General features: G+C 57.3%; 10 protein-coding genes. 4 read left to right on the top strand and 6 right to left on the bottom strand.

The window, feature by feature from the left end:
* Positions 1 to 44: 44 nt before the first annotated feature.
* The 6 genes from NYE69_RS08190 to bcp form a co-directional block, all read right to left on the bottom strand.
* Entirely contained in the window at positions 45 to 2,429 is a 2,385-nt protein-coding gene (locus tag NYE69_RS08190; protein WP_316560610.1) for a DUF4129 domain-containing transglutaminase family protein, read from the bottom strand.
* On the bottom strand, positions 2,416 to 3,723 hold the full coding sequence (locus tag NYE69_RS08185) for a DUF58 domain-containing protein (protein WP_316560609.1): 1,308 nt from the start codon (positions 3,721 to 3,723) through the stop codon (positions 2,416 to 2,418). The genes NYE69_RS08190 and NYE69_RS08185 overlap by 14 nt, the downstream gene beginning before the upstream one ends.
* Positions 3,720 to 4,688 carry an AAA family ATPase gene (locus NYE69_RS08180; RefSeq protein ID WP_316560608.1) on the bottom strand — a complete coding sequence of 323 codons (969 nt, stop codon included), beginning with the start codon at positions 4,686 to 4,688 and terminating at the stop codon, positions 3,720 to 3,722. The genes NYE69_RS08185 and NYE69_RS08180 overlap by 4 nt, the downstream gene beginning before the upstream one ends.
* Positions 4,689 to 4,821: 133 nt before the next feature.
* Entirely contained in the window at positions 4,822 to 6,378 is a 1,557-nt protein-coding gene (locus tag NYE69_RS08175) for a polysaccharide deacetylase family protein (protein ID WP_340925747.1), read from the bottom strand.
* Positions 6,379 to 6,757: 379 nt separating this feature from the next.
* Entirely contained in the window at positions 6,758 to 7,066 is a 309-nt protein-coding gene (locus NYE69_RS08170) for a hypothetical protein (RefSeq protein WP_340925746.1), read from the bottom strand.
* A gap of 110 nt (positions 7,067 to 7,176) precedes the next feature.
* A complete protein-coding gene (gene bcp / locus NYE69_RS08165; protein ID WP_340925745.1) occupies positions 7,177 to 7,686 on the bottom strand; it encodes a thioredoxin-dependent thiol peroxidase in 510 nt (169 codons plus the stop codon).
* Between the two features lie 130 nt (positions 7,687 to 7,816).
* On the opposite strand from bcp, the gene NYE69_RS08160 reads away from it, so the two are divergent.
* The 4 genes from NYE69_RS08160 (at position 7,817) to NYE69_RS08145 (ending at position 13,872) form a co-directional block, all read left to right on the top strand.
* A complete protein-coding gene (locus tag NYE69_RS08160; RefSeq protein WP_340925744.1) occupies positions 7,817 to 8,941 on the top strand; it encodes an LCP family protein in 1,125 nt (374 codons plus the stop codon).
* Positions 8,942 to 9,345: 404 nt separating this feature from the next.
* A complete protein-coding gene (locus tag NYE69_RS08155) occupies positions 9,346 to 10,659 on the top strand; it encodes a glutamate-1-semialdehyde 2,1-aminomutase (protein WP_340925743.1) in 1,314 nt (437 codons plus the stop codon).
* A 526-nt stretch (positions 10,660 to 11,185) separates the two neighbouring features.
* A complete protein-coding gene (locus NYE69_RS08150; protein ID WP_340930324.1) occupies positions 11,186 to 12,154 on the top strand; it encodes a bile acid:sodium symporter family protein in 969 nt (322 codons plus the stop codon).
* A gap of 596 nt (positions 12,155 to 12,750) precedes the next feature.
* Entirely contained in the window at positions 12,751 to 13,872 is a 1,122-nt protein-coding gene (locus NYE69_RS08145; RefSeq protein ID WP_340925742.1) for a 5-methyltetrahydropteroyltriglutamate--homocysteine S-methyltransferase, read from the top strand.
* The last annotated feature ends 3 nt before the right edge of the window (positions 13,873 to 13,875 follow it).

The raw sequence follows: 13,875 nt of genomic DNA, 5'->3' as shown, positions 1-13,875 counted from the left end.
TACGAAACGACGAAAGAGGTCGTCAAGGAAGCCAGGGCCGGGAATCAGCGGCGCCGAAAGGCCAAATTCCGGCAATGCTTCAGAAACTTCATGCTTTCCCTGCGCTCAGGCTGCCGCCCTCCGTAATAGAGGTTTTCCCAGATCGCCACAAACTCTTCGGCCGCGCCGGTTAAGCCCGGTCTGCCCTGCAGAGCGGACCGCAAATATTCCCTGGCCGTCATCGCCGGCGGTTTGGGCCCGTAACACTTGTCAAGCTCCCGCCACACCCGGTCGGCGGCCGTCAGCAATTCGCTTCGTCCCGGGAAGCTGCGGCGCGGCCGGCGCAGGTACAGCCACAGCTGCAGCCGATTTCCGCGCCAGACGATCTCCCGGGCGATCAAAACCGCCAAGCCGGCGCCAAGCAGCGAGGCCGTCCAAACGAATGGATTCGGCACAGGCTGCAGCTTTTCCCGCCAGCCGGCGGCGATTTCGGCAGCGGCCGATGTCCATTCGGCCGCCAGCTTTTGCGCGCTGGCCGCCGCCTGGTTCAGCCATTCGAGGAGCTCCGTGCCGGTGTTCCCGCCGGCCGCGTTGCCGGGGCTGCCGGCGCCTGCCGCAAGCGCATCGCCGAATCCGGGCGTCGGATCAAAAGGCACCCAGCCGGCCTGCGGAAAATAAACCTCGACCCAGGCATGGGCGTCCGCGTAAGTCACGGTAATCCGCCGCATCGTTTCGTTCTGGCCAGCACGGCCTGCCGCTTCGGGTTCGCCCGGCGCAAAGCCCTTCACCCATCTCGCCGGAACGCCGCCGCTGCGGAGCAGCACCACCATTGCGCTGGAAAAATGGTCGCAGTAGCCGATTTTGTCCTCGAACAAGAAACGGTCGACAAAGTCGGCGTCCGCCGGCGGGCGCCGGGTATCCAGGTTGTAGGCATAGTTCTTCTTCAAATAGCTCTGCACGGCCAAAGCCGTATCATAGCGGCTGCTTGTGCCGGCTGCGAGCTCTTTTCCCAAATTCCGCACCCGTTCCGGCAAGGAATCGGGAAGCTGCAGATAACGTTCGGCGATGCCCTCTTCGTCGGGGCCGTGATCGTCTCGCAAGGCGGGGCCCGGGGGCGTTTGCGGCAGCGCGGTCACTTCGTAGCCGTAGATTTGCTCGGCCGCGGCAGCGTAATCGATCACCAGCGCGTCGGCGAGCGGGTCGAAACGGGGCTCCACCTGAACCCGGGGAGTTTGTTCGCCGCCAAAAACAAATCCGGAACGTACGGGAATGCCGCCGGAAAGAAGCGCTACCCGCCCGGTCAGCGGTTCTTTAAACATCACCGTCTGGCGGATTTCTTCCGTGACCGGTGCGGTGCCGGGATTGGCAGGCCCGGAGGCCGGCGTAACGGAGGCCGCGGCGCTCGGTGTCTCCCGCGTCTCCGCACTTTTCGCGCCATCCCCCGCAGCAGGCTGAATCCAGCCCCGTCCCGTGTAGACGCTTTTGCTTTCCCCGCGCCAATACGTATTCCGCGGCGACAGCGCCGTGAAATACACATCGTGCCGAAGCTGTAAAGGAGCCCCCAGTTCGGCGTCGCTGCGGCTGTACCCGGAAACGCTAAAGACCGCCGCCGTTTCTTGCGCTGCAGTCAGCTCGGCGCCGCTCCACTCGGACAAACTCCGGGCAATCTGCTGCCAGGATACCGGGCGGATTGGCTGCACCGGAAGCTGCGAGCTCAACAGTGCGGCACCGGCCACGCAAACCAAGACAATCCCCGAGCCGATCAGGCCTCCCCGGCCGAAGGCGCAGCCCGGCCCCCGCTTGCCGAACACCAATGCCTGCAAAATCAGGCCGAGCACCGCGGTTCGAATCAGTCCCAAGTACAGCTCGACACCCCCGGCTGTCTCCAGAACGATCAAGTAAAGCAGCGTCACCGCCAGGAACAGCAGAATGTTTTGTCTGCCGAGCGTCAGCATTTGCACGGACACGACCAGCAGCGTCCAGCCGATCAGCAGCAGCAATGTGCGGAATTCCATGCTGGCGCCGCTCAGCCGTCCGGTTTGCATAAATTCGGCCAAATCGGCGCCAAACTGTTTTCCCAGGTCGATAAACCAGATCCCGCCATCCGCCTGCCCATGGAGATAAAATAAAGAACAGACGACCAGAAGCGAAGGGATCATGGCATATAAAAAAGACGGCAAACGCAAACATCCGGCGCATAACAGCAGTCCCGTCAGCACGAAAAAAAGCGTAACCGTGTCCGCTTGGCCATTGGCGACAAAAGCGTACAGCGGATACAGCCATTCCCCAAACAGTCCGAACAAAAATGCCGATAAAACGAGCCGCAATCCGAAGGCCGGGGCATCGTCTTTGGGGACGGCTCCGAAAGATGCCTCCGGACGCGAAATCCCTCCCTCCGCAGGGGCGACGGCCAAGGCTGCCGCTTCTTCCTTTGAACTAGGCGCTGGCATGTTCCGCTCCCTCCTTTCGCGGGAGTCCAAGATGCCGGGGCGTCAGGCCAAAAACGGCTACGCCATGTTGCCGCAGGCGGGAGGCAAGCGCATCATCAAGCTCCGCCCCGGCCGGCGGGCACGCGCACCACAGCTCGGTGGAGACCCCCGCTTCCGCTAGCCGCAAAACAGCTTCCGTCAAACCGGGTCTGAGCTGTCCGGTAATGACCGTGACAGACCGTCCCTGCGCGGACAACTCCGGCCAGTCCCGCTCAAGCACCGCCTCCGCGGGCAACCCTTTGCCGAAATCAACCCCGGCCAGCAGTTCCATACCGTAGGCTAGTCCTTCATACCCGGATAACTCGGCGATACCATCCATACCGCCATGGCTAAGCAGCAGCTCCCCCGGTTTCCCGTACCGGGCTTCCCGCTGCAGCCAGGACGCCGCGGCGGATACCGCCAGTTCAAAGCGATCGGCTTCCACGGCCCAGGCCGCCGGCGCAGCAGCGGACCGGTCCTTGCCGGCGGAGCGCCGCTGGCAATGAGCCTGGCCCCGCGGCAGGGCGTAATCCGCTTCATCCGTTCCCAGAAGCAAATAACGCGGCACGTTCCCCTGCTCCTCCGGAATCCGGGTCAGCAGCGTTCCCGTCTTCGCCGAATGCTTCCAGTGAATGCGGCGCAGCGGATCCCCGGCCATGTACGGCCTCAACCGGCCGGGTGCGGACGGCGCTGCCGCCTGCCGGCGGTACGGACCGCCACCGCCCTCATCATCGCCGTACGCCTCGGGCGTTTGCGAAGGATAGGAACTTAACGGCCGCGGGGGGACGATCAAAATGTCTTCCGTTTCCACCCGCAAGCTGCGCTTAAACCAGCCGAGCGCATCGCCCCACGTCAGCCGCACCGCGATGTTTTCGTAAATCCCCCGGTTGATTTCTTCCATATGATAAGTCCCGCTGTAAACCCTGCCAAATCCGGAGAAATACAATTTGCCTGCTCTGCTGCTGTTACGCACCACCGAAACTTCTGCCGCCAGCTCATCTTCCACATGCAGCCACAGCGGCGGCAATCCGCTTAGACAAGTCACGGTCAATTTCATGGCGAGCCCATCCCCGTCCGCCGGACGGTCCGGCTCCCAGGAGCGCACCACTTTCATGTGCTTCGGACCGCACCATAATGCCAACGCGCCTTGCAGCATTACGAACCAAGACAGCAGCGCCAAAAAGAAAGAAGACGCGCCTCCGCGCCATAAATACCATGCCGTGAGCAGCCCCGTTGCCGTCAGGGCCGCCGCCCATCTCCAAATCCCGCTTCTCATGACGGCACTCCTGAGACCCTTGCAAAAATCGGCACGTCCACTTTAGCGAGCAATTCCCTAAGCACCCGTTCGCCGCTGATTCCGGCGATTTTGGCTTCGGTTTTTAACACGATCCGGTGGACCAGCACCGCTTCCGCCACCGCTTTGACATCATCGGGCGTGACAAACGAGCGGCCCTTGAAATAAGCCATCGCCTGCGAAGCCCCCATCCAGGCCAGCGTGCCGCGCGGGCTGATGCCGAGGGAAACTTGCGGGTGACGGCGCGACGCGTCCGCCAGGCTAACCATATAGCGTTTGACGACATCATCCACCAATACGCTCCGCACCTGCCGCTGCATCGCGGCGATTTCGTCGGGCAGCAGCACCGGCTTCAGCTCGGCGAGGGGATGCTGCTCCTGCAGCCGGCCAAGCATCTCAAGCTCCTGCTCCGGATTCGGGTACCCCAAAGCCAGCCGCATCAAAAAGCGGTCCAGCTGCGCCTCCGGCAGGCGGTAGGTCCCCTCGTATTCCAGCGGATTTTGCGTGGCCAGCAGCAAAAAAGGTTTCGGCAAAGCCCGGGTGACTCCGTCCACGGTCACCTTCCGCTCCTCCATCGCCTCCAGCAAAGCCGACTGCGTTCTTGGAGCCGCGCGGTTGATTTCGTCGGCCAGCACGATATGGGAAAATACCGGGCCGGGCCGAAATTCAAACTGTCCGCTTTGCGCATGATAAACCGTGACTCCGGTAACATCGGAAGGCATCAAATCGGATGTGAACTGGATGCGGCCAAACGAACCGCCGAGGCAAGCCGCCAGGGTCCGCACCAGCATCGTTTTGCCGACGCCGGGAACATCCTCCAGCAAAATATGGCCTCCGTACAGCATGGCGACAACCGCCAGCTCGATTTCCCTTTTTTTCCCGACAATGACACGATCCACCCGGCTGACCAGCCGCTGCAGCAGATCATGTGCCTGTTCCTGATTCATCGTATCTCCTCCGTTTCTAGGCAGGCGGAAAACTTCCAGCCAATCTATCTACCAGTTTCCCCAGAAACTAGCGGAAATAGACGTGAATGAGAGATACGGGCAAAACAGTCCTGTCCCGTTCAAGCCGTGCCGGTTACAGCGCGGTCACCCGGCGTTCATCCTCGCGCAACGTGAGCGAAGCGATCGGATGACCCGCCGCCTCCATAAGAATCCGCAGCGGCACCCATAGCGATTCGTTTTTGCGTTCGAAAATCAGGTCATATTTGACCTGGAGTTTTCCTGTAAGCTCCGAGGTCGCCGTGCCGGTGTTCGGATCGAAGGTCGCTTTCGCATTCCCCCATACGACGACGGCGCGTTGGTTGTCCCCGTCCCAATGGACTTTGGCCCCAAGCCGTTCCATCGTTGTCCGCAGCGGGACAATATATTGCCCATCCTGCAGCCGGTACTCCCCGCTGTCCAGCCGGGTTTGCACGCCTCCCGCCTCTACCGTTAACGGCAAATCCGGACCGAACAAAGCGGCGTTGGGCACAACATTGGCTTTTACCCAGGCGTCGGACGGGATGGTTCTATGTTTCTTTTTCATGGAAGGATCAAGATGAAATTGCACAGGCGGCTGATCGGGGGAAATCGCACGAAACGCGTACCCCTGCTTCTTATAATGTTGAATGATTTTCGGCAGCGCCTTGACGGATTCCCCATGTCCCGCGCCATCGTGCAGGAGCACGACGACCTGATTTGGTTGGTTCGCGGATACAACGTTGTTTACGATTTCGGAAGCCGGGACTCCTTTTCTGCGGGAATCCCCACTGTCCACGTTCCAGTCGAATACCTTATAGCCCCCAAGCTCCAACAGGTTGAAATACGTTTCGTCAAAATGGCCGTACGTCCCCCCCGGAGCGCGCACCAGCGGCGTGCGTTCACCGGTGATTCCGCGCAGCACCTCTTCGGTGGCTTTGATCTGCTTCCAAAAATGGCCGAAGCTGTCGTAAAGCTCCTTGTATTCATGGTTATAGGTATGGTTGCCGAGCGTATGCCCGGCTTCCTCGATCCGCCGGATCATCTCGGGGTAGCGTTTCGCCTGCTCGCCCAGCACAAAGAAAGTTCCCGGAACGTCCTCTTTTTTCAAAATATCCAGCACTTCATCCGTAAGCGAACTAGGCCCGTCGTCAAAGGTAAGATACACCACTTTGCCGTCGGTATTATCGGCGGTTTTATTGGTGGCTTTATCGGCGGTTTTATCAGCGGTTTTATCAGCGGCTTTAACAGTCGCTTTACCGTCCGCCGGTTTGGCCTTGGCCGTCTCATTTGCTGCAGCCTGCGCCGGCGTTTCCGATGCCGCTGCGGCTGCCGTTCCCCCCGCCGCCATGACTGTCCGCGCAGCAGTTGCTGCCCCTCCCTCCAGCCGCTCGGGAGCCGCCTCGTTCGCCTCGACTTGTTCGGCCGCCGCCGCAAGCGGCACAGCATTCGCTTTCAGCGTCCCCGTCTCTTTTTCCCCGGTATGTTCCCCCGCTTTTGCCGTACCCTTATTTGTTGCCGGCGCATCTGCCGGCGGCTGGGCCAGCGCATGCGCCGCGATTTCCGGCCACCCCTGCGGCTTGGCGCCAAGCGGGGCACTAACGACCCAAATCAGCGCCGTTAAAAGCAATACCGTACGAATAACCATTAGACCGGATTTCCATTTTTTGTTCATCGTTTTTTCTACCTCCGCCGCTATAAGTAAAATGAAATTATATGAATCGTTTGGCTTTCTGGTAGATTGTATGAAGCTAGAAACGGAAATAGACTTCTTGTAACGGACCGTAATGACCTTGTTTGCTCCTTTCCCACACTAGCGCCTGCATTAAATCCGCCAAGATATAATTTCTCGCCACCACATTTTAACGGTTGCCACAGCCGCTATTTGCTCCAATATTCGCCGTTTTCGAATTCTAACGGTTGCCATAGCGCTTATTTAGCTAAAACCCGGCGATTTGGGCTCAGATTAGAGCAGATAACCGCGCTCACAACCGTTAAAATTTAGAAAGGGTCTTTTTGGGCAAAATAGCCACTAATAAAGGCTTCTGAGTCCGTTACAATTTTACATTCTGCATTTTGCGGCGAATAAAGTCTCTGGTGTCCGTTAGCGAAGCGTGGAAGCCCGAAGCTTTCAACATACGGCGGCTGGCTGGACTGCAGGAGTCCCGGATAAAAGAAAAAACCGCCGGGGAAATGGCGGTTTTTGATGGTCCCCTGTAGGAAAGGTGATCTGAGCTTAGGCGGGCAGTTTTAATTGGAAAAATCCAATAGATCGCCGGAAATCGCACGCCATTTGGAGTTCTCATTGGAAATATCCAGCAGATTTCGCTCAAATCGCCCATTTTACCACCGGCAAAACTCATCTATTGGAAATATCCAATCAAGCGGCGTTTTTCCCATTCAGTGTCCAATTCTATTGGATATATCCAATGAAATGCCGATACCTAGGCCAAAACTTAGCGGAAATGTATCTTCATCTCTGCCTTCCGGAGCCAGTTCCCCGCCCACCGGCCGCCTCTTTAACGGCCTCCAGCACCTCGTCGGCATGGCCTTTGACCCTGATGCCGCGCCAAGCCTTCAGCAGCTTCCCTTCTTCATCGATCAAAAAAGTGGAACGGACGATACCTTCGAATTCGCGGCCGTACATTTTTTTGAGCTGCCAAACGCCGTACTGCCGGCAAACTTCATGATCCTCGTCCGCGAGCAGCGGAAAGGTGATTCCCTGCTTTTGGCTAAAGCGGTCGTGCGATTTAACCGAATCCCCGCTGATCCCCAGCACGGCCGTGCCGTATTCGGCAAACAACGCGCCGAGATCGCGAAAATCGCAGGCTTCCTGGGTGCAGGCCGGCGTGGAATCTTTTGGATAAAAATAAAGGACGACCTTGCGTCCGCGAAACTGCTTCAGCGATACCTCTTCTCCCCCGCTCGCGGGAAGCCGGAAATCCGGAACGGGCTTGCCCGCCTCCAGTTGATGCTCCGTCATATGCGTATCCTCCTTAAAGCTCCTAAACCTAAAATTGATTGTATTTGTAAAAAAAATTATAATGTAATGATATTAGGATATCTATATATGAAATTCGAACTTATCGTTTTTTCTGAAAGGAACGAACATAATGACGAAACGCACAAAACGCGCGATCCTCTGGTCGGTGATCGGAGTCGTGGTCGCAATCGCCGCATTCGTGGCCTATTATTTTATCGCGATATATAATCAGGTGGACAATTTTAAGAAAGAAGGAGAAGACTCCCCTTTCTATAATGTTCAGCCTACCGAAACCAAAGCCGAAGAGCCTCCGAAATGGGAAGGAACGGAACGGGTCAACATTCTGCTGATGGGCGTGGATGCCCGCGGCCTGAAAAAAGGGGAGATCCCCCGCTCCGACACGATGCTGGTCGCTTCCCTGGATCCTGTCACCAAAAAGGCCTATCTCTTCTCTATTTTGCGCGATACCTATACGAATATTCCGGACTACGGCAAGGAACGGATCAATACGGCGATCACCCACGGCCCCAATACGGCGATGAAGGCGGTGTCCGATTTGCTCGGCATCCCGATCCAGTATTATGTTTACACCGATTTCCAAGGCTTTATCGAGCTGGTGGACGCGGTCGGCGGCGTCGATTTTTACGTGGAAAAAGACATGCGTTACACCAGTAAAGCGGATAACCATGAATACGACATCGATCTGAAAAAAGGCCAGCAGCATCTGGACGGCAAAACGGCGCTGCAATACGTGCGCTTCCGCCATGACGCCATGTCCGACTATACCCGGACGGAGCGGCAGCGCAACTTCCTGAAAGCCGTCGCGGATAAGCTGAAGTCGACGACTTCGATCATGATGCTGCCTTCGATTTTGGAGAAGGTGAATCCTTATATCGACACAAACCTGTCCGTGCAGGATATGTGGAAGCTGGCTACCGTCGGCTACGACAGCCAGCTGGCAGCAAGCGAACAGATTCCCCCGATGGAGCTATTGAAGGAAGAAACCGTCGGCGGATCGGACGTACTGGGCATTCGCAGCGAAGACGAACTGAAGCAGTACGTTCAGGATGTGTTCAACAAGGCGGAAGAATCCAAACCGGAGGACGGCAGCCAAAATTCCACGGAGGACAGCGGCGGCTCCGATAGCGGCAGCGATAAAGGCAACGCCGGAAACAGCGGCAATACAAGCGCCGCAAACAGAACGGGGAGCAGCGCTGACGGCGGCGGAACGGCGGCGGTAAAGCCGGCGTCTTAGGCTTAAGCTCTTAAACTTAAGCCGAGGATCACGCGCCGAAACACATCCGGCGGGAGCCAGGGGATCAAGGCTCCGCCGGATGCGATCCTCCCGGAACCCCCCGGATTCTGCGAAACTGAGTTGTTTCAGGGACGCGGCTCCGGGGTTTTTCAAATTTTTTTGAACAAAATTAGGTTCAACCTAATAATCAGCGCTTGAAAGGGAAGGCCGGTGGGTTGGTCGGCAGATCAACATCCGCTGTCCGGACGCTTTGCACGGGACAATCGTGCAAAGCAACATGCAGGGATACCAAGACACGAAAAGCTATAGACAGCCACCTCAGAGCCAAAGTCATAATTTATTTTGTCAAGCAATGATTCTCGGGTTTTGAGCCAAAAATTATCTTCGAAAGGAAGTTTTGCTTTATGAACCGATCGCAATCCGAACATCTATATGAGGAAGCGCTCAAACATATCGTCGGCGGCGTCAACAGCCCTTCCCGGTCTTTTAAAGCGGTGGGCGGCGGGGCGCCCGTTTTTATGAAAAAAGCCGAAGGCGCGTATTTTTGGGACGTGGACGGCAACCGCTACGTCGATTATTTGGCCGCCTACGGGCCGATCATTACCGGACACGCCCATCCGCATGTGACGCGGGCCATTCAGGAGGCGGCGGCGAACGGGACGCTTTACGGCACACCCACCGAGCTGGAAATCCAGCTTGCCAAAATGCTGAAAGAAGCGATCCCTTCGATGGACAAGGTCCGCTTCGTCAACTCCGGCACGGAAGCCGTCATGACGACGATCCGCGTCGCCCGCGCCTATACGAAGCGCAACAAAATCATCAAATTCGCCGGCTGCTACCACGGCCATTCCGATCTCGTGCTGGTCGCGGCCGGCTCCGGCCCGTCCACGCTCGGCATTCCCGACAGCGCCGGCATTCCGACGAGCATCGCGCACGAGGTGATCACCGTGCCGTTTAACGATGCGGCGGCGCTGAAGGATGCGCTGGACCGGTGGGGCGACGACGTTGCCGCGGTCATGGTCGAGCCGATCGTCGGCAATTTCGGCATGGTGATGCCGAAGCCCGGCTTCCTGGAAGACCTCTGCCGGCTGGCGCGGCAGTACGGCGCCCTCGTCATTTACGACGAGGTCATTACGGCCTTCCGCTTCCATTACGGCTCGGCGCAAACGTATGCCGGACTTGAGAACCACGAGGCGATCCGGCCGGACCTGACCGCGCTCGGCAAAATCATCGGCGGCGGCCTGCCGATCGGCGCGTACGGCGGCAGCAAGGAGATCATGGAGCAGGTGGCGCCGCTCGGTCCGGCCTATCAGGCCGGGACGATGGCCGGCAACCCGGCCTCCATCTCCGCCGGCATCGCCTGCCTGGAAGTGCTGCAGGGCGTCGGCGTCTACGCAGAGATGGACCGCCTCGCCGCGAAGCTGACGGACGGCCTGGCCGGCTCGGCCCGCCGGCACGGGGTGCCGCTGACGATCAACCGCATCCGCGGATCGTTTTCGACGCACTTCTGCGATCACCCCGTCACCAATTATGACGAGGCCCAAGACACCGACAGCGAGGCGTTCGCCGCTTTTTTCCGGGCGATGCTAAACCGCGGCGTCAATCTCGCGCCGTCGAAATTCGAAGCCTGGTTCCTGACGACCGCGCATACGGAAAGCGACATCGATTTTACGCTCGAAGCCGCCGAAGCGGCGTTTAAGGAAATCGCCGGCAAGTAAAAGAATCGCGCTTTCGGCGTAGAAACCGCGCCTTTTTGTGGCTCAAAACCAAAAAAGGCGCTTGGCAGCGCAATCAGGCATAAAAATCAGGTTGTCCAAGAAACTCCGGGGAAAATATAGAGGCAAAAAATGTCCCTATTTCAGCGCTATCCGTTCATTCGAGAGAAATAGAGGCGATTTATGTCGCTATTTTCCCCGGTCGCAAGGAAATACCAGCGTTCTGGACCGTTCACAGGAAAATAAGTACATAAAATGCCGCTAAAGGGGATGAACAAGTTAGGTTTCGGATAATAGGTACTTAAAGTGCCGCTATTTTGACGATTCCGTTGACGACGTGATGACGACGGTTGGCGCCGATCCAATAGCTGGCTGTCAAACACCGATTTCTAGGTTGAGCGCCCTTTTGTTTCTTTTTTCGGTTTGATTTTCACCGGGCGGTCACAAATGGCGGGCGCTGTCCCATTTACGATTCTCTCAGGGCGGGTCTATACTAGAAGAAGCAGAAGTATAAAGGATGTTGCTGGAAATGCTGCAAACCGTAAACCGACAACTGAACCGGATGATGCCTTTGATTACCCCGACCAGTATCTTGATCGGGGTGTTGTGCGGCGGCAGCTTGGCCGCTTATACGTACTTGTCCCCGTGGCTGTTCGCTTTTATGACCTTTGCCGGGAGCATCAGCCTGAGCTTCAGGGACTTTTTGAATGTGCTCAAAAAGCCCCTCCCGCTGATCCTCTGCCTGTTCATCCTCCATTTGGCGATGCCTTTGATCGCCATGGGCTTGGGGCATCTCGCGTTCCCCGGGGATTTTTACACGATTACCGGATTTATTCTCGCCGCCGCCATTCCGACCGGAGTCAGCAGCTTCGTATGGGTCGGCATTTACAAGGGCAATATCGCCCTCACCTTGTCGATTATCCTGATCGACACGATTCTGGCGCCTTTCGTCGTTCCCGGCATCCTGTCGCTGTTGGTCGGCACAAACGTCCAGCTCGACGCCGCCGCGATGATGGGCAGCCTGTTCTGGATGATCGTCGTCCCCTCGCTGCTCGGCATGCTGCTGAACCAGTGGAGCAAAGGGGCGGTCATCGCGGCTTGGAGCCCGTGGCTGAACCCGTTTTCCAAGCTGGCCATGGCCATCGTTGTGGCGATCAACGGCGCGGTCGTTGCCCCTTATTTGATGAATTTCAGCCTGCGGCTGTTGGGTCTTGCGGCCATTATCGTTTTGCTGGCCACGATCGGCTACCTGCTGGGCTTTGGCTTTTCGGGGGCGATGCGCTTGAACGAAGCCGACAAGGTTGCGCTCGTCTTCAACGGCGGCATGCGCAACATCAGCGCCGGCGCGGTGCTAGCCGTTACGTACTTCCCCGCTCCGGTAGCCGTTCCGGTCGTGCTTGGCATGGTGTTCCAGCAGATGATGGCCTCTCTGGTCGGCTATGTGCTCGGCCGTCAATCCCGTACGCAGGAGCGGACCGACACAGCCTCCGCTGCCTGACGCTGGGCCTTCCGCAATCTGTACAACTGCAGAATCCGCCTAAAATCCGCCTAAACTCTGCTGCATAAGAAGTTCACGCCGGCCCTGCGTTTTTTTGCTAATCCGTTTTACGCCCCACAGCTTTCCGATCCCACAGTTTGTTTGACCTCCAGTTTTCGCCCTTTGTTCCAAAAACGTTGATTTCAAATTGTAACGGTTGCCATGGAGCTTATTTCATTGAAAACCGGTAATTTTTGCTCGGATCCAGGCTAATAACGGCGTTCGCAACCGTTAGAATTTCGAAAAGGTCTTTTTTCGGCAAATAATCGCTGCTGCAACCGTTAGATTTCCGGCGGGCGGACAGTATCGATTCGAAAGCCAACGCTTATAAAGAAACCTTGAGCAAAAGTTAATGCAACGCCTGTGACCTTGCCAGTTACTTTCTTCTGCTTTGCTGCTGTTCTTCATCAGCGCTTTTCCGTATAATAGAATACAAACTATATAAGTTGATGCATTCACCCGCCCTTTCAATAGTTCAACAAGAAACTAATAAAGGGCACTGTACACGGCCTTCGGGCCAAAAAACAGCGAAATCTTAGATAAAGGATGGGAGTACTTTGAATCAATCCGCAGCAAAATCCCTAAAACGCAGCATTCCTCCGTTTCGGGCCGATCAGGTCGGCAGCCTGCTTCGGACCGCAGCGATCAAAACAGCCCGCGAGCAGCGTGCAGCCGGCAGCATTTCGGCCGAGCAGCTGCGGGAAATCGAAAACGAAGAGATCCGGCGCATCGTGGACAAGCAGAAGGAAATCGGCTTGCAGGCCGTCACCGACGGCGAATTCCGCCGGGCATGGTGGCATTTTGATTTTCTCGAAAATCTCGACGGCGTGGAAGGTTATGAACCGGAAACCGGCATTCAGTTCCACGGGGTGCAAACGAAAGCGCACAGCATCAAAGTGACGGGCAAAGTCGATTTCAGCAACCACCCGATGCTGGAAGATTACAAATTCCTGCACGGCCTGGCTGGTTCGCATACGGCGAAAATGACCATTCCGAGCCCTAACATGCTCTATTACCGGGGGAAAATCGAAACGCCGCTTTACGAGGATAAAGAAGTCTTTTTCCATGATCTGGCCGAGGCCTACAAAAAAGCGATCCGCGCTTTCTACGACGCAGGCTGCCGTTACCTGCAGCTGGACGATACCTCTTGGGCCGCCTTCTTCACCGAGGAGTCCCGGGACAAGCTGCGCGCGGAAGGCAAAGATCCGGAAGCAATGCTGGAGCTGTCGGCCAAAATGGTCAACGAAGCGATCGCAGGCCGCCCGGCGGACATGGCGATCACCATGCACATCTGCCGCGGCAACTTCCGCTCCACCTGGACGTCCTCCGGCGGTTACGACGCGGCCGCGGAAACGATTTTCGGCGGCCTGAACCTGGACGGATTGTTCCTGGAATTCGACGACGAACGCTCCGGCGGATTCGAACCGCTGCGTTATGTCAATAGACCGGATTTACAGGTTGTGCTGGGCCTGATCACCTCCAAATTCGGCGAGCTCGAAAATCCGGACACGATCAAGCGCCGCATTGACGAAGCCTCCCGCTACGTGGGCCTCGAACAGTTGTGCCTCAGCCCGCAGTGCGGCTTTGCTTCCACCGAGGAAGGCAACCTGGTCGCCGAGGAACAGCAGTGGGCCAAGCTGCGCCACGTCGTGGAAATCGCCGCCGACGTGTGGAAGTAACAT

Origin of the sequence: Paenibacillus sp. FSL R5-0527, from assembly GCF_038008055.1 — a bacterium.
Lineage (GTDB): Bacteria > Bacillota > Bacilli > Paenibacillales > Paenibacillaceae > Fontibacillus > Fontibacillus macerans.
Note: the sequence above shows the minus strand (reverse complement) of the source record. Positions and strands in the feature narration are given on the sequence as shown.

Bases quoted from the DNA above. Each gene is read 5' to 3' on its own strand.
- NYE69_RS08190 (WP_316560610.1), bottom strand. From the start codon at position 2,429: ATGCCAGCGCCTAGTTCAAAGGAAGAAGCGGCAGCCTTGGCCGTCGCC.
- NYE69_RS08185 (WP_316560609.1), bottom strand. From the start codon at position 3,723: ATGAGAAGCGGGATTTGGAGATGGGCGGCGGCCCTGACGGCAACGGGG.
- NYE69_RS08180 (WP_316560608.1), bottom strand. From the start codon at position 4,688: ATGAATCAGGAACAGGCACATGATCTGCTGCAGCGGCTGGTCAGCCGG.
- NYE69_RS08175 (WP_340925747.1), bottom strand. From the start codon at position 6,378: ATGAACAAAAAATGGAAATCCGGTCTAATGGTTATTCGTACGGTATTG.
- NYE69_RS08170 (WP_340925746.1), bottom strand. From the start codon at position 7,066: ATGAGTTTTGCCGGTGGTAAAATGGGCGATTTGAGCGAAATCTGCTGG.
- bcp (WP_340925745.1), bottom strand. From the start codon at position 7,686: ATGACGGAGCATCAACTGGAGGCGGGCAAGCCCGTTCCGGATTTCCGG.
- NYE69_RS08160 (WP_340925744.1), top strand. From the start codon at position 7,817: ATGACGAAACGCACAAAACGCGCGATCCTCTGGTCGGTGATCGGAGTC.
- NYE69_RS08155 (WP_340925743.1), top strand. From the start codon at position 9,346: ATGAACCGATCGCAATCCGAACATCTATATGAGGAAGCGCTCAAACAT.
- NYE69_RS08150 (WP_340930324.1), top strand. From the start codon at position 11,186: ATGCTGCAAACCGTAAACCGACAACTGAACCGGATGATGCCTTTGATT.